Source organism: Aurantiacibacter sp. MUD61 (assembly GCF_027912455.1).
Lineage (GTDB): Bacteria > Pseudomonadota > Alphaproteobacteria > Sphingomonadales > Sphingomonadaceae > Alteraurantiacibacter.
On sequence record NZ_CP115446.1, the window covers coordinates 2645891 to 2671447 of the forward strand.

The following is a 25557-nucleotide window of genomic DNA, read 5'->3' on the forward strand; positions in this document are numbered from 1 at the left end:
TTTTGCTTTGCCCCCGGCCATCAGTGAAAGTCCCGCGATTTGGGAATGATCCGCACGTTGCGCGGATGTCCGCCCTTGCTGCCGCTCAGCTGGTCAATCAGGTCGCGCGGTTTGATTGCGCCCTCGGCTGCTTCCACCGCCCTGCCCTTACCCGGAGGCAGCGGGCTGGTGACATGATCTGCCCGCGCGAGCGGCGCGTTGAGCATGTCATCGGAAAGGCGGTGAAGTTCGGGTGTCGCGTCGGTCATATGCTGGGCGATGACATGGATCACTTCGTCATCATATTCCACCCGTCCGCGCACTTCCATCAATCGCGACCCCATAACGACGCGGCGCTGCTTCTCCTTGAGATCGGGCCACACGACGAGGTTGATGACGCCCGTTTCATCCTCCAGCGTGATGAAGCACACACCCTTCGCGCTGCCCGGCCGCTGGCGAATCAGCACCACGCCCGCGACATGCACCATGCTGCGGAACTTGCGGTCCCTCAGGTCGCAGGCGCGCACGAAGCCACGCTGGGCAAGGCTGGCACGCAGGAAGGCCATCGGATGCGCCTTCAGGCTGAGCCGCGTGGTCTGGTAATCGGCCACGACTTCCTCCGACAAGGGCATTTTCGGCAGGATCGCGCGGCCCCGCTCCGCGCCCTCATCCCGCTCGTCTGCATGCAGGAAGAGCGGCAGATCCTCCCCGCCAACCAGGCTGCGCGCATCCCACAGGGCCTGACGCCGCGACAAATCCATCGAAGTGAAGCAATCCGCACTCGCAAGGCGCTCGATATGCGCAGGGGAAAGCCGCGCCCGGTCGCGCAGTTCCGCCACATCGGCAAAGGCCCCTTCCTGCGCCCGCGCCGCCAGCAGGTTTGCCGCGACATGTTCGGGCAAACCATCCACCTGCCGCAGGCCGAGGCGCAGGGCGATGTGTTTGTCGGCACGGCCTTGCACTTCGCCATCACCCTCTGAGGCCCACCCCGCTTCGCTAAGGCTCACCTGCGGTTCGCCAAGCTCCACTGCCCCTCCCGCATGCGGGAGGGGATTACGAGACTTGGCAGCTTGCTGCCTAGTCGCAGTGGGGTGGGCATCCGCCAGCCGCAATTCCTCCAAAGTACAATCCCACTCGCTGTGGTTCACATCCGCCGGCAGCACCGTCACTCCATGCTCGCGCGCATCGCGCACGATCTGCGCCGGGGCATAAAATCCCATCGGCTGCGAATTGAGCAACCCGCAGGCAAACGCAGCCGGGAAATGGCATTTGAGCCAGCTCGACACATAGACCAGATGCGCGAAGCTGGCGGCGTGGCTTTCGGGAAAGCCGTATTCGCCAAAGCCGCGGATCTGGTTGAAGCAGCGCTCGGCAAATTCGCGGTCGTAGCCGCGCGTCACCATCCGCTCGACCATCATGTCCTGCAATTCGTCTACCATGCCGCGGCTGCGGAACGTCGCCATCGCCTTGCGCAGGCGGTTCGCCTCCTTGGACGAGAATTTCGCCGCATCGAGCGCGATTTTCATCGCCTGTTCCTGGAAAATCGGTACCCCCAGCGTCCGTTCGAGGATGCTGGACAACTCGTCTGGCGGGCCGTGCTGCGGACTGGGCGCAGGGATCACCACTTTCTCCGCGCCGCGCCGTCGCTTGAGGTAGGGATGCACCATATCGCCCTGGATCGGACCGGGGCGCACGATGGCGACTTGGATCACCAGATCGTAGAATTCGCGCGGGCGCAGGCGCGGCAGCATGTTCATCTGCGCGCGGCTTTCCACCTGGAACACGCCCAGCGAATCGCCCTTGCGCAGCATGGCATAGGTTTCAGGGTCCTCACGCGGCACGCTGGCGAGCGTCAGCGGGCGATCATGGTGATCTTCCAGCAGGTCGAGGCATTTCTTGATGCAGGTGAGCATGCCCAGCGCCAGCACATCGACTTTCAGGATGCCGAGCGCCTCGATATCGTCCTTGTCCCACTCGATGAAGCTGCGATTAGGCATGGCGCCATTGCCGATGGGCACGGTCTCCGTCAGCGCGCCTTCGGTGAGGATAAAGCCGCCGACATGCTGCGAGAGATGTCGCGGCATTCCAACCATTTGCTTCGTCAAAGTGAGAACGCGCCTGAGGTGCGGATCGCTCAAATCCATGCCCGTTTCAGCGGCGTGATCCTCACCGATTTCCTTACCCCATCCGCCCCATACGGTGCGCGCGAGAGCGCTGGTGACATCTTCCGACAATCCCATCGCCTTGCCGACTTCGCGGATGGCCATGCGCGGGCGGTAATGGATCACCGTCGCAGTCAGCCCGGCACGGTGGCGGCCATATTTGCGATAAAGATACTGGATCACCTCCTCGCGCCGCTCATGCTCGAAATCGACATCGATATCGGGCGGCTCCTTGCGGTCTTCCGAGATAAATCGATCGAACAAAAGCTGGTGATGCGCCGGATCAACATTGGTAATGCCGAGGCAGAAACACACTGCCGAATTGGCCGCGCTTCCCCGCCCCTGGCAAAGGATCGGCGGATCGACCTGCGTGCGGGCGAAATCGACGATATCCTGAATAGTGAGGAAATATCGCGCGAGATCCATCTTCGCGATCAGCGCCAGTTCTTTCTCCAGCGTGGCGAAGACGCTGTCCGGGATACCGTGCGGATAGCGCTCCTGCGCGCCCCAGAAGGTGGAGCATTCGAGATATTCCTGCGGTCCCATGTCGCCCGGATATATCTCGTCCGGATATTCGTAGCGCAGCTCATCCAGGCTGAAATTGCAGGCATCGGCCACATCCCGCGTCGCCTGGATCGCCTGCGGCCACGCGGCGAACAGGCTCAGCATTTCCTCGGGGCTTTTCAGGTGCCGTTCGGCATTGGCATGGAGAAGGTGCCCGGCGGCAGCCACAGTGGTCTTGTGCCGGATCGCCGTCATCACGTCCTGCAACGGGCGCCGTTCGGCAGCGTGATAATGCACATCATTGGTCGCCAGCAGCCGCAATCCGTTGGCGCGCGCGAGCATGTCGAGCCTGTCGAGCCGGGCGATGTCATTGCCGCGATAGAGGAAGCTCGCCGCGATATGGCGCATGGTGGGGAGCGTGCGCACAAGGTGGGGGAGAATGTCGGGGAATGGGGCTGTTATGTTCTGCGGTGCGAATAGACGGCCATCATTACTCCCCTCCCGTTCGGGGACAGCCTCTTTCTCACGCTCACTTCGTTCGCGCCCACCCCTAACCCCTCCCGCAAGCGGGAGGGGGATGACGTTGCTCTTCACTTCTATTGTAAACTCCGCACCCAAATCATCGGGCGGGATAAGGATCAGCTGCACATCCTCGCTATGCTCGGCCAGCATCATGAGGCTGATTTCGCACGCGCCTTTCTCCTGCCACTCGCCATCCAGCGTGGACATCCGCCCTGCACTGATCAGGCGGCAAAGGCGGCCATAGGCGGTGCGGTCTTTGGGATAGGCGAGGAACGCTAGGCCCTCTGTCGTTTCGATCCGCGTGCCGATCACCGGGCGCAGTTTGAGCGTTTTCGCTTCCGTATGCACGCGCACCACGCCGGCCATGCTGTTGGCATCGGCAATCCCGATGGCGTCATAGCCAAGCTGCCGCGCGGCCAGTACGAGGTCCACCGCATCGGAGGCTCCGCGCAGGAAGCTGAAGCAGGACACGATCCCCAGCTCGACGAAAGGCGCGCGCGGCGGTGCGTCGATCGTGTCGGGATCGAGATCGATTGTGCGCTTGGGCTGGACGAGGTCGTTTTCAGGCATGTGAAACACCTCGCTCGTCCTGAGCCTGTCGAAGGACCGCTTTTCTTCAGGCGTCACGCGAGAAGTGAAGAACGCCCCTTCGACAGGCTCAGGGTGAGCGGATCAGGGGGCCTCCGCCATCTGGTCCAGCCGTTCCCGCACCGCCGTAAGGTCTGCCGCAAACAGGCGTTCCTGTTCGTCCGCCGCATCGCCATCGAGGCGCAGGAGGTAAGAGGGATGCACCGTCACCCACAGCTCGCTGCCATCCTCAAGAGCGATCGGCGTGCCGCGCACCTTGTTCACACTCACCGTCTTGCCGAGCAGGCTGCGCGCGGCAGAGGCACCCAGCGCCAGCACCAGTTTAGGCTTCACGATGGCGCGCTCGGCCTCCTGCCACCAGCGGCAGGTGTCGATTTCCTTCGCGGCGGGGGACTGGTGGATGCGGCGTTTGCCGCGCTGGACGAATTTGAAATGCTTCACCGCATTGGTGAGATAGGCTTTCTCGCGCACAATCCCGGCGGCGGAGAGATGCTCGCTCAGCACCTGCCCTGCAGGGCCGACGAAGGGACGCCCGGCCATATCCTCCTTGTCGCCCGGCTGCTCGCCAACGATCATCAGAGGCGCATCGCGTGGCCCCTCGCCCATAACCGCATGGTTTTCGAGACTGCCGATGGGGCAATTGCGGCATCCGGCAATCGCTTTGCCAATCGCCTCCAGCGTATCGGGCCGCGCGGCAAATTCCGATTTGCCTTCCGCCACCATGGATCCCTCGCGCCCCTGCGCCCCGGCAATCAGCTCAGGGATGAGCTCCGCCTCGGGCATGTTCTTCCAATATTTCTTCGGCATTTCTTTCAGCATCGCGCCGATCTTGAGCCGCGCGGGGTTGAAGATGGAAGCATAATATTTGCGCCAGAGATCCTCCGCCGGATCGCCGCTGGGCGCGTCCGATTTCTGCGCTGGAGGGCCTTCGCACAAAGTCTCCGTGTCCCAGTACAGGCTGCCGCGCGGGGTGAGGATCGACCAGCGCATATTGGCGAAGCGGCGCACGAAAAAGCCCGCCTCGCGCCGCAATATGTGGTGCTCGGGCTCGAACCAGGCGACGTAATGCTCGCCCGCCTCAGGCTCATCGCCCTCCTCCACCAGCCTGAAGCGGACGAAAGCGTGCATCTTGTGCGCATCGCGCCGCACTGCCTTATCGAGTTCCTCCACCCGGCGGATATCGGGATCGGCCTTGTCCTCCATCATCCGCGGGTTGGACTGGAGCCGCCACAGCAGGCGATAGAGCAGCGCGAAACGCTCCGGGTCCGAGTGGTGGATCGCGGTTTTGGCGAGGCTCACGAAGCGCTTGCTCGCGCGCACCATGCGGTTCGGGTCTTCGGGCACAGGCATCCGCCGGTCACCGTGAGAAAACAACGATCCGGTACCGCCCGGCTCCACCCATGCCACCCGGTCGGGCGGCACATCGCACTGGACAAGCGACCGCGCCCGCTCCCGCCAGAAAGCAAAATCGTCATGGCTTGGCATGTTGACCACGTAATAGGTGCCGAGTTTCACGTGCTGGAGCGCGGTCATCCGAACAGCTCCAGCTGCTCCTGCTTCGGAGCCAGCAGCGCGCGCAAATCGGCGCGGTCGGTCAGGGTGAGCGGCCGCCAGTCCACCGTGCAGATGAAGGGCCGTACCTTGGTGATCGAGACGGTGAGCTTCGCCACATCGTCCAGCCGCAGCGTGCGGTGACGTCGTGACGCCAGAATTTGCCCGACGGCGCGTGTTCCCAGGCCCGGCACGCGCAGCAGCTGCTCTTTCGAGGCGCGGTTGACGTCGACCGGGAAGCTGTCGCGGAATTTGAGCGCCCAGGCGAGTTTCGGATCGATATCGAGCGGCAAATTCCCATCCGCCTCGGTCGCCTGCATCACTTCCTTGGGCGCGAAACCGTAGAATCGCATCAGCCAGTCCGACTGGTACAGCCGGTGCTCGCGCATCAGCGGCGGGCGCTTCAGCGGCAGCACGGCGCTGGCATCGGGAATGGGCGAGAAGGCACTGTAATAGACGCGTCGCAGCTTGAAACTGTCATACAGGCGGCTCGCCTTGCCCACGATATCGCTGTCGGTCGCGGCATCGGCACCGACGATCATCTGCGTCGACTGGCCACCCGGCGCAAAGCGCGGTGCGTGTTTGAAGCGCTTTTTCTCATCCTTCGCCTGCCGAATCGCCATCTTGACCCCGCCCATCGCGCCTTCGATCTGGCGGCTGTCCTTGTCGGGCGCGAGGCGAGTGAGCCCGGCATCGGTCGGCAGCTCGACATTGATCGAGACGCGGTCGGCATAGAGCCCCGCCTGATGCACCAGCTGCGGATCGGCCTCTGGAATCGTCTTCAAATGGATATAGCCGCGAAAGTCGTATTCATCGCGCAGGATACGCGCGCATTCGACCATCTCCTCCATCGTGTGGTTGGAGCTCTTGATGATGCCGGAGGAGAGAAACAGCCCCTCGATATAATTGCGGCGGTAGAAAGTGATCGTCAGGTCCGCGACCTCACGCGGGGTGAAGCGCGCGCGGCGCACGTTCGAGCTCTTGCGGTTCACGCAGTAGTGGCAATCGAAAATGCAGTGATTGGTCAGCAGGATCTTCAAAAGCGAGATACAACGGCCATCGGGCGCATAGGCGTGGCAGATGCCCATCCCCTCGGTCGATCCGATCCCCTTGCCATTCTTGCTGTTGCGCTCCGCCGTTCCCGAAGACGCGCAGGAAGCATCATACTTCGCCGCATCGGCGAGGATTTCGAGCTTCTGAATAGTGTCGAGTGCGGGCATTTGTTCCTTATATGTTCTTACGCCGGATTCGCCAAGACCTTTCCCGCATCCCCAGCGTCGGAACCATTGCCCGCCGTCCGAATTGTATGGGCAAGCGTGTCGCCCAAGCGATGCGCGCGTACCGGGCCCCTCTGGCGAGCCATGCTCGTGATGTCGGACGCAGCTGAACGGGGCACCGCCCCCAGTGAGAGGGGCAGAGAAAAAATTCCTCCCCTCGCAACAGAGTTGGAGAGAATGATGAAACTTCTTGCTTACACCGCCGTAGCCGCACTGATGGCTATCCCTGCAATGGCGCAGGAGAAGGACTGGAATTTCGGCGATGGTGTCGATGACGAACGCTGGTCGCTGATCAATAGCGATTACGGCATGTGCGATGCCGGCCTCAACCAGTCGCCGATCGATCTTGGCGCTCCCAATGCGCGCGGCGATATCGCATTGACGACCAATTTCGGCAGCACCACTGGCACAATGGCTCTGGGCGAAGAGAAGGTGCAGGTAAATTTCCCCGAAGGCATGGGCATGACTTCGGGCGGCATCGAGTTCAACCTGATCCAGGTCCACTTTCACACCCCGGCCGAGCACTCCATCGATGGTGAGCGTCAGCCGCTGGTTGCACACTTCGTACACGCCACTGACGATGGTCGCCTCGGCGTTCTGGGCGTGATGTTCGAAGAAGGCGAAGCCAACCCCGCACTCGCCGCCATCATGCCGCATCTGGGCGACAACGATGTGCACAATGGCATGGATGTCAGTTTCGATGTGAATGACATGGTGCCCGATGATCTGAACGTGTTCCGCTACATGGGCTCACTCACCACCCCGCCGTGCAGCGAGGGTGTGAACTGGCACGTGGCCGATGAAACCATGACCGCCAGCGTCGAGCAAATCCGCGCTATGTATGCCTCGCTCGGCCCGACCGCACGTTCGCTGCAACCGCAGGGCAATCGACTGGTCATTGCGCCGGAAGACTAAATTTTAGAGTGATCTAACGAAACGGGCGCGTCTCTGCGGAGGCGTGCCCTTTTTGTTTTTGCTCACGATTCTGCGGCCACGCATTCGTGCTTAACTTCATCCTAACCCTGTTTCTTAGGTCCGGTTTAACCAGCGCAGAGCATCGCATGATGCAACCACGAGAACGGGGCATGCCATGAAGCTGTTTGCGCGCGAGACACAAAAGCCAGTTACAGAACGCCGCGCCAGCCCCCGAACCCGTGTCGATTGCATGGTCCTTATCCTCAACCCCAGCGGCAATGTGCCCGGGCGCCTGTTCGATATCTCGGAGCACGGCGCGCGGATCACGGCGGAGAAACCTCCGGGAAAGGGCTGCGCGGTGATCCTCGACTGGCCCTATGGCGAGGCATACGGGTTCATCACCTGGTCGAAGCCCGGCATGTGCGGCGTGCAGTTCGAAGCGCCCATCCCTCTCAAAATGCTCGAAAAGACTATCGAGGAGGCGCCCTCCGGCCCCAGGCTGGTGCATAACGCTGACAGCGGCGCTGGTCCCTCCGTGCCTGACGGCTCCAAGCCGAATAACGGCGGAAAACCCATGCTATTTTGTTGATCGCGAGTCGGTGAAGCTGGAACCAAGCTTCGCCCTGTGACATTGCGGTGGCATGGATATCATGGCGCTGCTTTCCGATCCCGCCGCATGGCTGGCATTGCTCACCCTGATCGCGCTGGAGGTCATCCTCGGCGTCGACAACCTCATCTTCATCGCCATCCTGTCCAACAAGCTGCCCGAGCACCAGCAAAGCAAGGCGCGGCGCATCGGCCTGGCGCTGGCTCTGATCATGCGCATCGGGCTGCTGATGCTGATCGGCTGGATCGTGACATTGCAGGAGCCCTTGTTCGACCTTGGCATTACAGGCGCGCCGAATGACTATGGCGAACCGAGTTTCGAAACCGCATTCAGCGGGCGCGACCTGATCCTGCTGGCGGGTGGCCTGTTCCTGCTGTGGAAGGCGACCAAGGAAATCCACCACTCGATGGAGCCGGAGGACAATTCGGGCGACATTCTCGACAAGACGCCGGACATGGCCAAGGCCGCGACTGCCACTTTCGGAGCGGTCATCGCGCAGATCGTGGCGATCGACCTTGTGTTCTCGGTCGATTCGATCCTCACCGCGGTGGGCATGACGGACGAAATCCCCATCATGGTCGCTGCCGTGGTTTTCACCGTTGGTGTGATGATGGTCGCCGCCGATCCCCTCGCCCGTTTTATCGAAAAAAACCCGACGCTGGTGATGCTCGCCCTCGCCTTCCTCGTGATGATCGGCGTCGTCCTGATCGCCGACGGTTTCGGCTTCCACGTCCCCAAGGGCTACATCTACGTCGCGATGGGCTTTTCCGTCGGAGTGGAAATTCTCAACATGGTTCAGCGGAACAAGCGTGAGAAGCTGGCGGCGGAGACTTGAAACGCAAGCTGGCCCGTTCGATAGCCCTTTTGGCTTTCGCGCCACTTGTGTTGGCGCAAGCAACGCCGCCGCCGACTTTGAATGATGTCCTTCGATTAACGCTTCAAGACGACCTTATGCCTGCCTTGGTATTGCTTGAAGAAGTGATGGAGGCTGACCCGCAAGCGAGCCGTACGGGGGCGCAGTACTGGTCGTTTAGCGGTGATCTGGCGACAGCAAATGAACTTTGGGTGCGAGGAGTGGACCCACCAAGCGGATCGTTACCTGACCTCTCGGGCCTGCAAGCATTGCCAGCCATAGAGGAAATCGTTCGTAGTGCTGAGAGTGCACGCGTGGTGATCATCAACGAGGCACATCATTCGCCTCGCCAGCGGGCGTTTACTCACGATTTGATGCTCGCGCTGCGTGATGTGGGTTTCACGCATTTTGCGGCGGAGACGTTTTGCTCAGGATTACATTGTGGGCCGCTGCTCGTCGACGGTGCCCCGGTCGGAAATGCGGTCACTGGATTCTACACAATGGAACCGGTTTTCGGCGATCTCGCGCGACAAGCCGAAGTGGCTGGCTACACCTTGATCGGCTACGAGATTACTCCGGAACAGCGCGCAGCCTTTGGTGCAGATCCGAACATCGATATCCGCAACTACCGCGAGCTTTCGCAAGCAGAGAATATCAAGGCAGTGCTCGACTCCGATCCGGAGCTTCGCATCCTGATCCATGTCGGCTTTGGCCATGTTGCGGAAAGTCTGCCGGATGCACCATTGCACGTTTTCGCAGGTCGGCTCAAAGAGCTGACGGGTGAAGATCCGCTGACGATCGATCAAACCCAAGGCACTGAGCAGCATGGTGATCATAACTCGTTGCTTTACAGGGCCTATGTCTCGCACTTCGGCGCACCCGCTATTCCCGTTGCCATTCCATACGGATCAGAGCGACCGTCTGGTACTTACCGGGTCGATTACGGCGTGATCCATCCCGAACAACAGCTAATCAATGGCCGACCCGACTGGCTCGGCATGGGCGGGTACCGCAAACCCCGGGTGGTTCCCTTGCAAGCCTTGGGTGTACGAAGTCTGGTGCGCGCGTTTGTTGTAGGTGAGCCGGAAGGCGCGATTGCAATGGACCAGATGTTGGTTGGACCTGACGCCGAGGCGGTGACGCTTATGTTGCCTTCGGGCGAGTATCGGTTGGTTCGGCAGACTGTGATGGGTGAGAACTTGCCTCTGGGAGTGATCGAAATCGAATAGTCCCTGCAATGGGCTTTCCTACATCGGCGGATCTGTGCTGGTCATTTTGAATGACGACAATTGCCCGCGCCCCTGACACTTTTGATCGGTATTTCCGCAATTTGCGCCACGCTGTTTGCAGGCATTCTTTTCTTCGCCTGGACACTGTCACACCTGTCACACCCCTTTCAACTAACTCACGCAAACAGGCCCTGCACGAACCATTCGGGCGCGCCGCCTCGCCCGTCTCCGATCAGGCCGAGGCGGTAGAGCCAGTAGCGGCGGCCCTTCGCATCTTCGATCCGGTAGTAGTCGCGCAGGCGGGCTGTGCCTTTCTCGCGCCACCATTCGGGCGCGATGCGTTCCGGCCCTTCCACCCGCGCCACTTCGAAGACCTCGCCGCGCCAGCGAAAGCGCTGGGGATAACCATCGGGGCTGGCATAGAGCACGGCGATCCCCTCTGCCGGTTCGAGCAGCTTGATGGGGCGGGTGTGGAAAGCGAGCTGGCCCTGCGTGGCGGGCTCTGCCTCAAGCGGCGGCTGCCAGCCCTGCGCGCGTTCGGGAACATGGCTCGCCTTCAGCACCGGGCGCTGCACCGCGCCTTTGCCAAGCCGCACGGTCAGCCGGTCCATGCAGGCGGCAAGCGAAGTGCCATGCGCCTCTGCCGCAGCTTCCAGATCGGTCTGGTCGAGGCCCAGCGGCTCTGCCCAGCTGGCGCGCAGGCGCACCATCTCGATCCCGAAGCCCGCATCCACATCGTCAAGGCGCGCGGTGAACAGCCGCAGGATATGCGCCGGATCGCGGGTGGCCGCCGCCATCTCCAGTTCGCGCACCACCACTTCGCCATCGACGCGCCACATGCCCAGTTGCAGCCGGCGTGCACCCTCGCCTCTCCCTTCCAGTTCGCGCGCCATGTCTTCGGCAAGGTCGCGCACCACCGTATCGAGCAGGTCGCGGTGACGGATCGGTTCGAGCAGGCGGCGCTGCACCAGCGCGGCGGTGAGCGGGACGACGGGCAGCAATGGTTCGGGCACGCGGCCGGCCAGCTGGTCCATGCGGATAAGCGGGTTGGCGGCAGGCGACTTGCGATTGCGGAAGCGGCGGTGGAGCGCATCGCGCCCGCGCTGCTCGTCCCCCCGGCCCTCGCCCACGCTGGTAAGGTCGCCAAGCCGCTTCAGCCCCAACCGCCGCAGCACCAGCAGCACGTCATTGTCGAGGCGGAGCGCGGCCACCGGCAGGTCCGCAAGGCGCGCGGCGATGTCTTCATCCGGTCCAAGGATCGCTCCCGATGCGGCGAAATGCGCCAGCGCCCAGGCCGCGCCTGCCGTGGGCGCGATGGCCGCGCTGACCGAGAGGCCGCGCGCGGTGCAACGCGCCTCCACATCGGCGAGCAGGCGGCGCTCTCCGCCGAACAGGTGCGCCACCGCGCTCACATCCACCAGCAGGCCATCGGGCGCGTCCATCGCGCTCCACGGGCCCCAGCGCTGCGCCCAGATGGCGAGCCGTTCAAGGAAAGCGAGATCGCCCGCCGGATCGCTCGGCCGCACGGCGATGGCGGGGCACAGCGTGCGCGCGTCGGCCAGCATCATGCCTTTTGCAGCGCCAGCAGCAAGGCCAGCGGCATTGGCCGCATCGATGCGCGGGCCATGCGCGGTCTCGGTGATCAGCGCGAGCGGCTCGCTATCGGCGCCTTCGCCCGCCTTGCAGTTCTCAGAGTGCCGCCAGCGATCGAGTGCCAGCTCGCTCGCCCAGATCGCCATGATCCGGCGCGGCGGGGCTGCTGGCAGGTTCGATACGCTCTGCGGCGAGGAAGCTGTGTTCATCGCGCAGGATCCACTCTCCGGGAATGTGGGTACGGCTGCGGAACAGCTCTGCCTGCCAGGCCGGGCGGCCGGGGGCCTGAGGGTTCCACAGCGGCGGGGCGGATTGGGCCGAGCCGATACGCCAGCGCATGCGCGCAGAGCTCAAATCCGCTTTGGCGTCGAGCCGGATGAGCAGCAGCGGCACGCCATGCTTCTCCGTCGCCAGGGTGAGGCGGCGCGAGGCGGTGAAGTCCATCGCCCGCGGATTGCCGGCCACTTCGCCGATCACGCAAGCCAGGTCACGGCAGCGCATCCCCTCCTCCATGGCGAAAAGCGCATCCTCCGGCGTCCTGGCGGCGACATGGATCAGGCGGTGGCGCAGGGCTTCGGGAAGGCCCGGGCGATACGGCCTGCCGCCTGCGCGCATTGCCGCATGGTCCTGCACCCACAGCACCGCGCGCTCCTCCGCTGCAGGAAGGCTGTCGTCCTGCCGTGCGGCGCTGCGCCAGCCATCCATCGCCAGGGCAAAGGCCGCCCCTGCCCCGCTCGCCTCATTGGCGGGGGCAAAGATCTCGCTATGCAGGGCTGGCGCGCTGCCGGGATGCCAACGCGGATTGCGGGCACCGGCACGAGACATCTCCGCTGCGCGTGGCAGGGTAGCCATGTCCATTCCGAATCGACTCCTTTGTTCCTCTTATGTTCCCATTCACGCAGCCATGCAACTGCTTGGCCCACCAATCGTGTTGATGAGCCAAGAGAAGTGGAACCGCGGGCGGGGGCAAGCCGTTGGAACAGCAAAGGAGATTGAAATGACCGATACCAAGGAACTGAAGCACGACTTCTGGAAATCGCTGGACAGCAGCCCGTTCGTCTTCCTGCAGCTCGACGCAGCGCCGGAAACCGCCGTGCCGATGACCGCGCAGCTCGACAAGGATGCAAACAGCGCGATCTGGTTCTTCACCACCAAGGATCACGTGCTCGCCAATGGCGGCCCCGCCACCGCGACTTTCGCAGGCAAGGGGCACGAGATGTTCGCGCGCTTCTCAGGTGTGCTGACAGAGGAAACCAGCAAGGAACGCCTCGACAAGCAGTGGAGTACCATTGTCGAAGCATGGTTCCCCGGCGGCAAGGACGATCCGAACCTGCTGATGCTGCGCATGGACCTTGGTCAGGCCGAGATCTGGAACAGCGATCTGGGCTTTGTCGACAATGCCAAGATGCTCTTCGGATTTGACGTGCGCGAAGACGCCAAGGAAGAGCATACCGAAACGACGCTCTAAGCTACACAGAGCACCGCAAAGAGAAAGGGCCGCCGCTCCAATCCGGAGCGGCGGCCCTTTTCGCTTTCCTACACGCTAGGCGCTGTGCCTTAGCCCGCCGCTGCCGGAGTGATCAGGCCCGGGAACAAGCCGAACAGCAGGACGAGGCCAACCGCGATGGGGCAGACAAACGCGACGAGGAAACGCCACAGCATGAACATGCCGCCAGAAAGACCGGTCTGCTGCTGCACAAGGCGACGATCCGCAAACCAGCCGACGAAGATCGATACGAGGAACGCGCCAAGGGGCAGCATGATCTTGCCGGTAAAGCCGTCAAGCGCATCGAGGATGTCGTTCTCTGCGAAGATGTCCCAGAACCACAGCGGCCGGACTTCAGACCACACATTGTAGCCGAGCGCGCACACTACGCCGATCAGGAAGGCAACACCGCCCACCAGGATCGCCGCCACAGGGCGACGGAAACGGAAGCGGTCGATCACCCAGGCCGTCGGGCCTTCGAGCAGCGAGATCGAACTCGTCAACGCCGCAAAGAAGATCAGCGTAAAGAACACGAACCCGACCAGCGAACCTGCCGGCATCTGGTTGAAAGCGATCGGCAGCGACTGGAAGATCAGCGCCGGGCCAGCAGCCGGATCGAGACCGACCGAGAAGACGATCGGGAAGATCATCAGGCCGGCGAGGATCGCAACCGCCGTATCGGCAAAAGCGATCATGGTTGCCGTGGGAGCGAGGTTCACATCGCGCGACACATAGGCACCGTAGGTCAGCAAGCCACCCGCTGCGAGGCTGAGCGAGAACAGGGCCTGCCCCAATGCCTCGTTCAATGCGGTCGGGTTCAGCTTCTCGAAGTCCGGTGTGAACATGAAGGCAACCGCATCGCCAAACTCATCGGTCACGATCGCGCCGTACAGCGTCACAACGACAAGCAAGACGAAGAACGCCGGCATCAGCCACTTCGCGGCCTTCTCGATCCCGTCGCCAACACCGCTCGCCACGATCCATACCGTTGCCGCCATGAAGGCAGCATGCAAACCGATCAACAGGCCCGGGCTCGCAAAGAGATCTCCCATGCGGCCCGTGATCTCGTCCTGGCTCTCGCCAGCAAACGCCCCGGCAAACGGCTCGCCGCTAAACAGTGCGCCGAAGAAGTCCCCTCCCGACGCGAAAACGTAATTGATGACCCAGCCAGCCACCACGGAGTAGAAGGAGAGGATCAGAAAACCCGCCGTAATCTGCAGCGCGCCGATGCCTTTCCAGTTCTTGGATCGCTTCGAATGCTCCGCCACATTGCGGACGGAGCCAATTGCATCCTCTCCGCCAGCGCGGCCGAGCAGGATCTCGGAAAGGACCAGCGGCAGGCCCAGAAGGATCACGAAACCGATGTAGACAAGAATGAAAGCACCGCCCCCGTTCTCACCCGCAAGCGTCGGAAAACGCCAGATATTGCCAAGGCCAACGGCTGCGCCAACGGCAGCCAGAATGAATGCTGTACGTGAAGACCAACCGTCCCCCGAAGTGGTCCCCGACTGGGTAAGTGCCATAGTAAAGATTATCCTCTCGCCCGAAGGTTTGCGCCCTTTTGCATACAAACAAGTCTCGCGTCGAGAGGGCAGTCTGTTAAAGAGGTCGTATGTCCACGACCTACACACTCGATACATCGACCAGCCGCGCCAATCCCACTCCTGCGCCGATGAAGCGGCTCACCGTGCCGAAGATTCGCGCGCGGAAGGTAGACGGCACAACGGAAGAACCGATTGTGATGCTGACGGCGTACACCGCGCGGCAGGCGCAACTGCTCGATCCGCATTGCGACCTGCTGCTGGTGGGAGATTCGCTTGGTCAGGTGATCTATGGCCTGCCCTCCACGATCCCTGTCACCATGGAAATGATGGCGAACCATGCCGCTGCTGTGGTGCGGGGTAGTTACCATTCGGTAGTGGTCGTCGACATGCCGTTCGGCTCTTACGAGGCCTCACCGCAAGACGCTTTCGATGCGGCCGCTCGGCTGCTGAAAGAAAGCGGCGCTGCGGCAGTGAAGCTGGAAGGCGGCGAAGCGATGGCGGAAACCGTGGCTTTCCTTAGCCAGCGCGGCATTCCGGTGATGGGCCATGTCGGCCTGACCCCGCAGGCCGTCAATGTGCTCGGCGGCTATATGGCCCGCGGCCGCAGCGATGCAGAAGCCGAAAAGATTGTCAGCGATGCCAAGGCCTTGGACGAGGCCGGAGCATTCGCCATCGTCGTTGAAGGCGTGGTCGAGCCTATTGCTATCGCGGTGACCGAAGCAGTGTCCTGCCCCACCATCGGCATTGGCGCCTCGGCCAAATGCGATGGGCAGGTGCTGGTGACAGACGACATGCTCGGCATGTTCGAACGCGTCCCGCGCTTCGTGAAGAAGTATAACGACATTGCAACGACCATTGGCGACACGGCTGCGCAATATGCCGACGAGGTTCGCAATCGTAGCTTCCCCGGGCCGGAACAGCTTTACCAACCCAAGAGCTGACGGCGCAAAGCCACCCTAATTCTCCGTTTCATCAGGATTGACCGCATGGCGACCTTGCTGCGCTATTACACATTCTCGCTGTTCTTCACCGCAGGCTGCCTGGGGCTTGGCCTGTGGTATGCGATTGCCAGCACCGACACTCTCGGCGCGGTGCTGCAGATCATGTGGATCATCACGATCCTTTCCATCCTCGAAGTCTCATTGAGCTTCGACAATGCGGTGGTGAATGCGACTGTCCTGCGGGAGATGGATCCTGTCTGGCAGCAGCGCTTTCTGGTCTGGGGTATTGCGATTGCGGTGTTCGGGACGCGTATTGTTTTTCCGCTCGCAATTGTCGCGATTGCGGCGAATATCGGGCCTATCGAGGCGGTGAACCTATCGCTGAACGATCCCGAGCAATATGAGCAGATCGTGTCAGGCGCGCACATCGGCATTGCCGGTTTCGGCGGCGCGTTCCTTGCAATGGTGGGCCTCAAATTCTTCTTTGACGCGGACAAGGACGTGCACTGGATCGGCGTGCTGGAAAGGCAGCTCACAAAAGTGGCTGCCCTGCCCGCAATTGAAATTGCGCTGCTGCTGGTCGTGATCTGGGTAATCTCGATGCAGCTTTCCGATGCGGATGCGCTGACTTTCATCACCGCAGGCGTGCTCGGCCTGGTGACATACATCGCCGTCGATGCGCTCGGCGAATATCTGAACATGCGCGAGGAAGCGAAAAAGGCCAGTGGCGCCGTCGTGCGATCCGGCCTTGGCGGTTTCCTTTACCTCGAAGTCCTCGATGCGAGCTTCAGCTTCGACGGGGTGATCGGCGCCTTTGCACTGTCGAACAATATGATCGTTATCGCGCTGGGTCTCTCCATCGGGGCAATGTTCGTGCGCTCCATGACGATCCACCTCGTACGCAAGGGAACGCTGGCGGAATATCGCTACCTCGAGCACGGCGCGTTCTGGGCAATCATCGTGCTCGGCGCGATCATGCTGACATCGGCCATCGTGCATGTGCCCGAAGCGATTACCGGTCTTATTGGCGTGGTATTGATCGGGCTGAGTTTCTGGTGGTCGGTGCGACACAACCGCGCGGAAAAAGCAGCCGGGGCTAGCCCTGCCGAGTAAACCTGCTCGCCAGCGGTGCTGAGATAATCAACTGCACCAGATGGTAAATCAGCACGGGCAGCAGGATCAGCCCTGCGACTTCTGGCGCGAACAGCACGGCGGCGAGCGGCGCGCCCATGGCGATGCTCTTTTGCGCTCCTGCGAAAAGGAAGGAAATCCGGTCGGCGCGCAAAAGCCCGAGCGCGCCGCCTAGTGCCCATGCGCCGATGAAGCCCACGGCCAGCATCAACCCGACAAGGCCCAGCAGAACCAACCACTCGCCCAGCGAAATGAACGTCCATAATCCCTGCACCACCGCACCCGAGAAGGCGACATAGACCGCAATCGCAATCGCGAACCGGTCCATTAGGCTGAAAAGTCGCTTGCGATCCGCCACCAGCGGGCCAAGCCAGCCCTGCAACATTTGCCCCAGCAGGAAAGGCAGCAGCAGGATCATGCCGATCCGCTCCAGGGTGCCGAGGTCAAGCCCAGCCACACCGCCGCTCACAACCAAAGCGATGATCGGCGCGCTGATGAAGACGCCAAGGATGTTAAGCACCGCCGCGGCGACGACCGAATTGGCGACATTACCCCCTGCCAGTGACGTGTAGGCCGTCGCCGATTGCACCGTCGATGGTAGCACCCCGAGGAACAGGAAGCCGAGCGCGACGCTCGCTGGCAACAGGCCGTCCGCGCGCGCAGAGACAAACCATCCGACCAGACCCATCACGCCGAACACGAATACGATCAGCGGCAGGAGGAAGCGCAAATGCCTCAGCCCCGTAAACACCTTGCTGCGCGGCAGGCGCAGGCCGTTAAGCAGGAACAGCAGGAAGATCGCGACGTCAGATACGATGCGTGCGATGACCGCGCCCTGCCCGCTCACCGGCAGCAAGCTCGCGGCCACAATCGCAACCAGTAACAACCGCACCAGCGGATCGAAGAATGTCAGCACGCGCCCCATCATCGGCGCGCGGTGTGCCGCGTGCGCGCTAGTGCTGCAAGTCGTATTGCTTCAGCAGGTCATAAAGCGTCGGACGGCTGATCCCCAGAATCTTGGCAGTGTTGGAGATGTTCCCTTCGCTCCGCGCCAAGGCGTGACGGATAACTGTCCGGTCCGATTTCTCGCGCGCGCTCTTCAGATTGAGCACATTTGCCGCTTCCTCATCCTCTTCCGTGAGATCGAGATCTTCGGCAGCGACGAGCTTGCCCTCGGCCATGATCACAGCGCGCTTCACGCGGTTTTCCAGCTCGCGCACATTGCCCGGCCAGTTCCAGCCATCGATGGCGGCTAGCGCGTCGGGCGCGAAGCCTGTCACCGCCGGGTTCATTTCATTGGCAAACCGCTTGAGGAAAGCCTTGGCGAGCAGCGTCGCATCACCGGGCCGCTCTGCGAGTGCGGGGATTTTCACGACGATTTCTGCAAGGCGATAGAACAGGTCTTCGCGGAAGCGACCGTCGCCCACCATCGCCTCGAGGTCCTGATGCGTGGCGCAGACGATGCGCGTATCGACGGCGATGGAACTGCGGCCACCAATCCGCTCAATAGTGCGTTCCTGCAGGAAGCGCAGCAGTTTGACCTGCAGCGGGAGCGGAATATCGCCCACTTCATCGAGGAACAGCGTGCCGCCGTTTGCCATTTCGATCTTGCCTTCGGTCGTCTTCACAGCGCCGGTGAACGCGCCCTTCTCGTGACCGAACAGCTCACTTTCGAGCAGGTTTTCAGGGATCGCCGCGCAATTGATGGCAACGAAATTGCCGCTCTTGCGATCGCTCGCATCATGCAGGCCGCGCGCCAGCAGTTCCTTGCCGGTCCCGCTTGCGCCCAGCAGCATGACAGAGACATTGGTATTCGCCACACGCTCGATCGTGCGCGCGACTTTGACCATTTCCGGGGCGGAGGTGATCATGCCGCCCAGCACCGTGTTACCCTCGCCCGCCTTGGCGGCGAGCGCACGGTTTTCCTGCTCGATCGTATGCAGATTGAGCGCGCGGCGCACGATCAGCCCCAGCTGTTCGATATCGACAGGCTTCTGGTAGAAATCATAGGCGCCATGCTCGATTGCCTGCAGCGCACTTTCCCGCGCGCCATGGCCAGAGGCGACAATGACCTTCGTATCAGGCTTCAGCGCCATGATCTCGTCGAGCACTTTGAACCCCTCGGTTGTGCCATCGGGGTCAGGCGGGAGGCCAAGGTCGAGCGTCACGACAGGCGGCTCCTCCGCTCGCAGCGCGGCAATCGCATCCTCCCGATTGCCGACGATCGTTACGTCGAAATCCTCATAGGCCCATTTGAGCTGCGCCTGCAGGCCCTCGTCATCTTCAACGATCAGCAGTTTGGGTTTGTGCTCGGCCATTACGCGACCTCTTTCTTGTGTGATTGCATTGCCTGGATGATGTCAGCCGTACCGCTCAGCGGCAGACGGATGACGAAGCGGGTGCCGAGCCCTTCGCGCGATTCGACGTCGAGACGACCGCCCATCGCGCGGATCAGCTCGCGCGCTTCGAAAGCGCCGATACCAAAGCCGCCGGGCTTGGAGGAGTGGAACGGCTTGAACAGCCGCGTACGGATGAATTCGGGCGACATGCCGCTGCCGGAATCGATGATTTCAAGCTGCGCATTGCCCGCTTCGGCGCGCAGATCGAGGATGACGGGTGCGCCGTTCTCGCTCGCCTCGACAGCGTTCTGCACCAGATGGACCAGCGCCTGTTCCAGCGCTTCCCGATCGCCTTTTACCGTGCATTTGTCATGCAGCAGCAGCGACACGTCATATTGACCGCGATATTGCTGCGATATCCGCTCCAGCACATGTTCCAGTGCGAATTCGTCATGCTCCTTACCGCCGAGACTGCCGTATCGGCCAAGGCGCGCGAGCAGCGCTTGCAGCTTGTCGGTCGAATTGCGCAGCGTCAGGATCATGTCGGCGCGAAATTCTGGCTTCTCCGCGTGCTTTTCGGCATTGCGTGCGAGCAGCGAAAGCTGGCTCGCCAAATTCTTGATGTCATGCATCACAAAGGCAATCCGACGGTTGAATTCGTCGAACCGCTGCGCTTCGCCAAGCGCATCCTGACTGCCCTGCTCTGCCAGATAGCTCGCAAGCTGGCGGCCCACCACGCGCAGGAGGTCAAAATCCTCCCAGTCAAGGCGGCGCGTGTGCGGCGGCCGTGCGAGCACGACGATCCCCACGAGGCGCTCGTAATGCAGCAGCGGGACCATCGCCCAGCTATTGGGATCGGCAAGCAACCACGGCGGACAAGCGGCGGAGGGAATGTTATCCTGCTGTCCGCGGCGCAAATCGTCGAGGTCGAGGATGAACTGGCTTTCCTCGAAAAAGCGCGCCCCCGCCTGGCTCAGCGCATCGCCCGGCACTTCCATCTGAGGCCATTGCCAGCGTGCGGCGAGAGCGAGGCCGCCCTCCTCTCTCGGCGTCAGCAGCAGGCCCGATGGGCTATCGGTAATATCGGCAACGGCCTGCACCGCGCGTTCCGGCAGAGGCGGAGCCTGCGGTCCGGCGCGGCCAATCGTATTGGTAAAGCGCAGCCATTCGGAACGGTAATCGTAGCGATGCTGGAACAGGTTCTTTGACAGCGTGACGCGCAGCCAGGAGCGCAGCCGCTTCGACGACATGACCGTCAGCGCAATGGCGCATGCGAGCAGTACGAAGCCTGTTTGCAGCAGTCGCCCGTAATCGCTGCCGACGTAGGAGAGCCCCTGCGCCACCACGATCATCGCGACCAGATAGGCGCCGATCAGAAGTAGCGAGAATGACTGGAAGGCAAAGCTACGCGAGGGGCGGAAGCGCAATTCTTCCTTGTTCCGAAATAGCCCGAAAGCGAGCAGCAATACGGCAAGAAAAAACGCCACGGACCTGAGGCTCTGCAACAGCTCAGGAGTGCCTCCCCCAAGATAGGCGATGGCATACAAGTTGAGGTCGAAGAGAAACAGGCCGCCCAGCGCCGCTGCCGGCCAGCGCAGCGCAAGCCGCGCCTGCTGCGATGCGCCAGCATAGAGATTGTGCAGCAGCACCAGTGTTCCGATGCAGAGCAGTAGTCGGAAAGTGAAAGAGAACTGGCTGATCAGCGATTGTGCGGCGGGCTGATCGGGATATTGCAGTGCAGCCGGAATGAGCGCGAATTGCATCAATTCGACAAAGGCGAGCGCAGCCACAACCGGGCGAATGGGGCCGAGGCTTTTGTCCCGGTCGTCATGGCTGAAGAGGCGATAGAGCATCCAGAGCCATGCGAGATAGCTCATCGCCATCGTCACCTGCGTGATGACGGCGCCCACGCCAAACCCTGCCACGCAAAATGCCCACGCAGCATTCACCCCCAGGGCAGCAGACGTCGCTGCGACCGCCGGGCCCTGCGCACGGCTATTGGTCGCCAGCCACAGGCTGAGTGCGACGGCCGCAATCGCTGCCGCCAGATAGGCCATGTAGACCACCAGATCCCACGCAACGCCCATTAGCGCGCACCCTCCGGCCAGAGGATGACCCGCAGCGTTTGCAGCATGATCAGCAGATCGAGGAAGGGGGTGTAGTTCTTGGCGTAGTAGAGATCATATTCCAGCTTGTGCCGGGCATCCTCTATGCTCGCGCCATAGGGATAGTTGATCTGCGCCCATCCCGTGATGCCGGGTTTTACCACATGACGTTCGGCGTAATAGGGCAGCTTGTCGTCCAGATCCTCCACAAAAGTCGGCACTTCGGGCCGCGGACCGACGAAGCTCATATGGCCGCACAGGACCGTCCAGACCTGCGGCAGTTCGTCAATCCGCACCTTGCGGATGAAGGAGCCAACACGCGTCACGCGCGGATCGTTTTTCTCCGCCCATTTGGAGCCGTCCTTTTCAGCATCGGTGCGCATACTGCGCAGTTTGACCAGCTCGAAGGTCTGGCCATAGCGACCCACGCGCTTCTGCCGGAAAAAAGCCGGCCCCTTGCTGTCGATTTTCACGATGGCTGCGAAGAGCAGGATGATGGGGAATGTCAGCAGCAACAGAATACCGCTGGCCAGAATGTCGAACACACGCTTGGCAGCGCTGGAAAAGGCCCTGCCTGAAGAAAATCCGTCCGAGAATATGAGCCAGCTGGGGTTGAGCGTGTCGAGATCGACCCGGCCCGTTTCCCTTTCGAGAAAGCTGGAAAATTCGTTGACGTGCACGCCGGCCGTTTTCACTCGCACGAGGTCTTTGAGCGGAAGCGAATTGCGACGTTCTTCGAGCGCAAGGACGACTTCGGTCGCACCGAGTTTGGCGACATGTTCGGAGAGATCGCTGATCGCGGGTCTGTCTATGGCTTCGGCCACTGCGGTCGCCCCGCTACCCATGTTGATATAGCCGACGATGGTAAAGCCGCTGTCGGGTTTTTGGCTTAGCTTGCGTAGACGGTCTGCCCGCAGGCCAGCGCCTAGGACGAGCACGCGGCGGCGGAAGGCGGAGGTTCCCAGAATGCCGCCGACAATCAGTCGATTAATCATCAGCATCGCAACCGCCAGCGCCATCGCGAACAGCAATATGCTGCGCCAATAGGTTTGACCGGGCAGGAGGAAATCGATCACCGCCAGCGCAAGAATGGCGAGGCTCACCGCGACCAGCAGTCGCGCAGCAGCAAACCGCATCGAACGCAGCGCCTCCGGACCGTAGACGCCGACGGCGATCATCGCGGTCAAAGTCGTAATGGCAAAGCCCAGCAGTGGCAGGATGCGCGATACGAGCTCGCCCGCATCCATCCCGATCTGCGAGGCGCGCAGCTTCCATGCCAGATCGCCCGCTACAAGCAACAGGATGAAATCCAGCAATCCCAGCAGGATAACCGCATGAGGGATATAGTGTTTGAAGAGACGAACCATCGCTTCTGCCGTTTCGGGTCGCGGAGGGATTTCCGGACCTTGGACGGCGTTAACTGCAACAGATGAAATGTCGGTAAATTTTACACAGCCTTGCCAAAACATAGGAGAACTGCGGCTTTGCGTCTTGAGATGGAATGGCGACAGTTTCGCATTTTGCCGCTTTGAAAGGCGATATTAACCCTGCCGCCGCGTCATTGGTTAACGGGTGATCGCGTATAGAGAGCATATGGCGAAGCTCACCAAGCCTCCTATTCCGCTGAAGATGTACAAGCATTTCGCGGTCGTCACGCTGTCGATGACGGCGGCGATTGCCATGTTTGCGGATAGCGATCAGCGCGAAGCGATAGAGGCAGAGACGGCAATTACCTATGTCGAACAGACCGAAGTCGCTCCCAGCGACAGGCGAGTGGGCGGCATGGTGGATGCGCGGCAGGAGCGCACGCAAGGCAGCTTCGGCAGCGAGAACGGTGGCTTCGGCGGGGGAAGCTCGTCACCGGGCGGTGGCGGCAGTTGGAGCGTCGCCGATAGCCGCTCTCAGGGCCGCATATCGGTGCCAGGCTATACGCGCGGGTGGATCGACAGCCTGACCGATGAGCAATATGAGAGCTTCCTCGCCTCCCTGCCCCCCGAACTGCGCGATCCCGAAGCCGCGCGCGAGCAGGCCATTCGCGCATCCGCTCGCCGCAGCGGTCGGCGCGGTTCCAGCGCGGATGCGCCGACCTGATCGCTACATGTTGTAGGTGGTCACCAGCAGGAAGCTGAGCGTCACCACCATGATCAGCACTAGCGGCACACCCGTCTTCACATAGTCGCCGAACTGGTAATTGCCCTCCGCCATGATCAGCATGTTGGTCTGGTAGGCGATAGGCGTTGCGTAGCAGAGGTTGCAGCCGAACAGCACGGCTAGGATCAGCGGTTCCTGCGGCAATCCAAGCTCGGTCGCGATGGCAAAGGCAATCGGCGTCCCCACCGTCGCCGCCGTGGCGTTGGAGGCGAAGTTGGTGAGCACGGTCACGAAGATCATGATCGCCGCCAGCACACCCGCGGGTGGCAGATACTGGAGGCCCAGCGCCAAAGACTCGCCCAGCCAGCCCGCCGCCCCGCTATCGAGCACGAAGCGACCGATTGCGATACTCGCGGCCACCAGCACGATGACCTGCGCCGAGAGCGCCCTCCCCACACGGTCGAACTTCACGCAGCCGGTCAGGAACATGATGATCGCGCCGCCGAGCGAGGCGATGGCGATGGGAAGGATGCCGATCGAGGCAAGGCCGACCGATACGCCCATGATCGTGGCAGCGAGCCAGGCCTTCGAACGGCGCGGCACTTCGCGCGCGCCTTCGAGCTGCAGGACGCTGTCGGCTTCGGCAAACTCGTTGATCGCGTGCGTGAGGCCCATCACCAGCAGCACATCGCCTTCGCCGAGGCGCGATTCCCCGCCGACCTGCTTCGCTTCATCGAACCTCAGCGGACGATCGGGCTTATGCGTACCGAGCACTGCCACGCCGTAGCGGTCCGCAATGCCCGAAGTGGCCAATGTCCGGCCGATCAGGCGCGAATCGGCGGTGACCACCATCTCGACGACTTTGATGTCCTCGCGGTTCTCCTGCGCTTCGCGTTGGACATTGTCGACCACCCAGCCCGGAGCGATCTGGCCCTGCAGCACACGGATGGCATCTTCCAGCGCATCATGCGTTCCGCTGACTTTCAGCTTCTGCCCAGCCGCAAAAGCACCGCCGGGGCGCTCTTCAAAACGGAAGTCGTCAGGCAGCATGCCCACGACTTCATCGAAATGCTTGCCGATCAGATTGCTGCCCGGTGGAACACGCAGGCGCGTGGTGAACCAGCGTTGCCCCTCGTCCTTCTCCGGACTGTTGTCGCGCATCATGCGCGGCATGATCAGCCAGATGTATGGCAGCGCCACGAGGGAAGCGAGTAGCACGATCGGGGTGAAGTGGAACACGCCCATCGGCTCCATGCCCAGATCGATCGCGATCGCGACGACAAGGATGTTGGTCGAGGTGCCGATCGTGGTCGCCAAGCCCCCGAGCAGCGAAGAGGCGTTGAGCGGCATCAGGGTCTTCGATGCTGGCATGGCGCCTTTGGCCGCCAGCGTCACGAAGATGGGGATCAGCAGCACCAGCACTGGCGTGTTGTTCACGCCCATCGATAGCGCAAAGGCGATCAGCAGCGAGAACAGCAAGCCCAATTGCAGGTTGATCTTGAAAATCCGCCCGAGGAAACGCGCCGCCGGTTCCAGCGCGCCGGTGACCACCAGCCCCCTGCCCATCACCATCAGCGCGCAGATGGTGATCAGCGCGTAATGGCCAAAGCCGGAGAAAGCGAGCGAGAGCCCGTCCGTCGGCTGCGTATGCGGCATGGGGTAGAAGTAGAGCCCCACCGCGATGATCGCGATGGCGAGCAGCGACACGATCTCGATCGAGATGCGGTTGCGCACGAACAGGTAGAAGACGATGACGGTAAGCGCCATCGCTGCAAATGCGTGTGGTGATGGAGCCTCGAGCATGTCTGTCAGCACGATTCCCAAAGCTTGGCCGCTTTTGCAAGCATCTTTCTCAGCGGAGTATCGAGGTGTGACACAAAACGCATTTGTAACACGGCCTCAAACAGGCTCATGGCAGGCGTAAATCTGCGAAGCATCGGCGCCAGGGCCATGGACTTTGGCAGATCGGGCAGGCGGTGGGCGGATAGCGTCATGCCATCCGCAGAGCACATCGGCGATCATGTAGGAAAGTGGCTGGTACCCCAGGCCGGACTCGAACCGGCACTTCGTTAGAAACTCGATTTTGAGTCGAGCGCGTCTACCAATTCCGCCACTGGGGCCCCGGAATGCGGGCTGCCTC

Annotated in this window: 20 protein-coding genes and 1 tRNA gene; 8 read left to right on the forward strand and 13 right to left on the reverse strand. The window is 61.9% G+C overall.

Annotated elements, in window-relative coordinates:
* Positions 1-20: 20 nt before the first annotated feature.
* From O2N64_RS12810 to O2N64_RS12820, 3 genes are all read right to left on the reverse strand, one after another.
* Positions 21-3737, reverse strand: coding sequence for an error-prone DNA polymerase (locus O2N64_RS12810; RefSeq protein WP_271077975.1), 3717 nt, complete (start codon positions 3735-3737; stop codon positions 21-23).
* A gap of 102 nt (positions 3738-3839) precedes the next feature.
* Positions 3840-5288 (reverse strand): UdgX family uracil-DNA binding protein, encoded by a 1449-nt coding sequence (locus O2N64_RS12815; protein WP_271077976.1) that lies wholly within the window; start codon positions 5286-5288, stop codon positions 3840-3842.
* The gene (locus O2N64_RS12820; RefSeq protein WP_271077977.1) at positions 5285-6526 is read right to left on the reverse strand and encodes a putative DNA modification/repair radical SAM protein; all 1242 of its coding nucleotides are present in this window, start codon (positions 6524-6526) and stop codon (positions 5285-5287) included. The genes O2N64_RS12815 and O2N64_RS12820 overlap by 4 nt, the downstream gene beginning before the upstream one ends.
* A 234-nt stretch (positions 6527-6760) precedes the next feature.
* Between O2N64_RS12820 and O2N64_RS12825 the strand changes: the two genes are divergently transcribed.
* From O2N64_RS12825 to O2N64_RS12840, 4 genes are all read left to right on the forward strand, one after another.
* Positions 6761-7498 (forward strand): carbonic anhydrase, encoded by a 738-nt coding sequence (locus O2N64_RS12825; protein WP_271077978.1) that lies wholly within the window; start codon positions 6761-6763, stop codon positions 7496-7498.
* 175 nt (positions 7499-7673) lie between these two features.
* A complete protein-coding gene (locus tag O2N64_RS12830) occupies positions 7674-8087 on the forward strand; it encodes a PilZ domain-containing protein (protein ID WP_271077979.1) in 414 nt (137 codons plus the stop codon).
* 52 nt (positions 8088-8139) lie between these two features.
* On the forward strand, positions 8140-8940 hold the full coding sequence (locus O2N64_RS12835; protein ID WP_271077980.1) for a TerC family protein: 801 nt from the start codon (positions 8140-8142) through the stop codon (positions 8938-8940).
* Positions 8937-10187, forward strand: coding sequence for a hypothetical protein (locus O2N64_RS12840; protein WP_271077981.1), 1251 nt, complete (start codon positions 8937-8939; stop codon positions 10185-10187). The genes O2N64_RS12835 and O2N64_RS12840 overlap by 4 nt, the downstream gene beginning before the upstream one ends.
* A 176-nt stretch (positions 10188-10363) precedes the next feature.
* On the opposite strand, the gene O2N64_RS12845 is transcribed toward O2N64_RS12840, so the two are convergent.
* Both O2N64_RS12845 and O2N64_RS12850 read right to left on the reverse strand, forming a co-directional pair.
* Positions 10364-11989: a DUF6504 family protein gene (locus O2N64_RS12845; RefSeq protein WP_271077982.1), complete on the reverse strand. Its 1626-nt coding sequence runs from the start codon at positions 11987-11989 to the stop codon at positions 10364-10366.
* On the reverse strand, positions 11877-12638 hold the full coding sequence (locus O2N64_RS12850) for a hypothetical protein (protein ID WP_271077983.1): 762 nt from the start codon (positions 12636-12638) through the stop codon (positions 11877-11879). Before O2N64_RS12850 ends, O2N64_RS12845 begins: the two co-directional genes overlap by 113 nt.
* Positions 12639-12777: 139 nt before the next feature.
* On the opposite strand from O2N64_RS12850, the gene O2N64_RS12855 reads away from it, so the two are divergent.
* Positions 12778-13248: a pyridoxamine 5'-phosphate oxidase family protein gene (locus O2N64_RS12855; protein WP_271077984.1), complete on the forward strand. Its 471-nt coding sequence runs from the start codon at positions 12778-12780 to the stop codon at positions 13246-13248.
* Positions 13249-13337: 89 nt separating this feature from the next.
* Here O2N64_RS12855 and O2N64_RS12860 read toward each other — a convergent pair whose 3' ends face one another.
* Complete coding sequence (locus O2N64_RS12860) at positions 13338-14789, reverse strand: sodium-dependent transporter (RefSeq protein ID WP_271077985.1); 1452 nt, start codon at positions 14787-14789, stop codon at positions 13338-13340.
* Between the two features lie 89 nt (positions 14790-14878).
* Here O2N64_RS12860 and panB point away from each other — a divergent pair, with 89 nt between their 5' ends.
* Together panB and O2N64_RS12870 are read left to right on the forward strand one after the other, a co-directional pair.
* A complete protein-coding gene (gene panB / locus O2N64_RS12865; protein ID WP_271077986.1) occupies positions 14879-15751 on the forward strand; it encodes a 3-methyl-2-oxobutanoate hydroxymethyltransferase in 873 nt (290 codons plus the stop codon).
* A gap of 45 nt (positions 15752-15796) precedes the next feature.
* Positions 15797-16864: a DUF475 domain-containing protein gene (locus tag O2N64_RS12870; RefSeq protein WP_271077987.1), complete on the forward strand. Its 1068-nt coding sequence runs from the start codon at positions 15797-15799 to the stop codon at positions 16862-16864.
* Here O2N64_RS12870 and O2N64_RS12875 read toward each other — a convergent pair.
* The 4 genes from O2N64_RS12875 to O2N64_RS12890 are packed head-to-tail and all read right to left on the reverse strand — an operon-like array spanning position 16848 to position 22693.
* Positions 16848-17810 carry a bile acid:sodium symporter gene (locus O2N64_RS12875; protein ID WP_271077988.1) on the reverse strand — a complete coding sequence of 321 codons (963 nt, stop codon included), beginning with the start codon at positions 17808-17810 and terminating at the stop codon, positions 16848-16850. The two genes, O2N64_RS12870 and O2N64_RS12875, sit on opposite strands and share 17 nt — an antisense overlap.
* 25 nt (positions 17811-17835) lie before the next feature.
* Positions 17836-19200, reverse strand: coding sequence for a PEP-CTERM-box response regulator transcription factor (gene prsR / locus O2N64_RS12880; protein ID WP_271077989.1), 1365 nt, complete (start codon positions 19198-19200; stop codon positions 17836-17838).
* The gene (gene prsK / locus O2N64_RS12885) at positions 19200-21308 is read right to left on the reverse strand and encodes an XrtA/PEP-CTERM system histidine kinase PrsK (protein ID WP_271077990.1); all 2109 of its coding nucleotides are present in this window, start codon (positions 21306-21308) and stop codon (positions 19200-19202) included. Before prsK ends, prsR begins: the two co-directional genes overlap by 1 nt.
* Complete coding sequence (locus O2N64_RS12890; RefSeq protein ID WP_271077991.1) at positions 21308-22693, reverse strand: TIGR03013 family XrtA/PEP-CTERM system glycosyltransferase; 1386 nt, start codon at positions 22691-22693, stop codon at positions 21308-21310. Before O2N64_RS12890 ends, prsK begins: the two co-directional genes overlap by 1 nt.
* A 226-nt stretch (positions 22694-22919) precedes the next feature.
* Here O2N64_RS12890 and O2N64_RS12895 point away from each other — a divergent pair, with 226 nt between their 5' ends.
* Complete coding sequence (locus O2N64_RS12895; protein WP_271077992.1) at positions 22920-23417, forward strand: hypothetical protein; 498 nt, start codon at positions 22920-22922, stop codon at positions 23415-23417.
* Between the two features lie 3 nt (positions 23418-23420).
* Here the strand turns inward: O2N64_RS12895 and O2N64_RS12900 are convergent, their stop codons facing one another.
* From O2N64_RS12900 to O2N64_RS12910, 3 genes are all read right to left on the reverse strand, one after another.
* A complete protein-coding gene (locus tag O2N64_RS12900) occupies positions 23421-25184 on the reverse strand; it encodes an SLC13 family permease (RefSeq protein WP_333781560.1) in 1764 nt (587 codons plus the stop codon).
* A 41-nt stretch (positions 25185-25225) separates the two neighbouring features.
* Positions 25226-25411, reverse strand: a complete 186-nt coding sequence (locus O2N64_RS12905; RefSeq protein ID WP_271077993.1) for a hypothetical protein — start codon at positions 25409-25411, stop codon at positions 25226-25228.
* Positions 25412-25452: 41 nt separating this feature from the next.
* Positions 25453-25537, reverse strand: a tRNA-Leu gene (locus O2N64_RS12910).
* Positions 25538-25557: the final 20 nt, after the last annotated feature.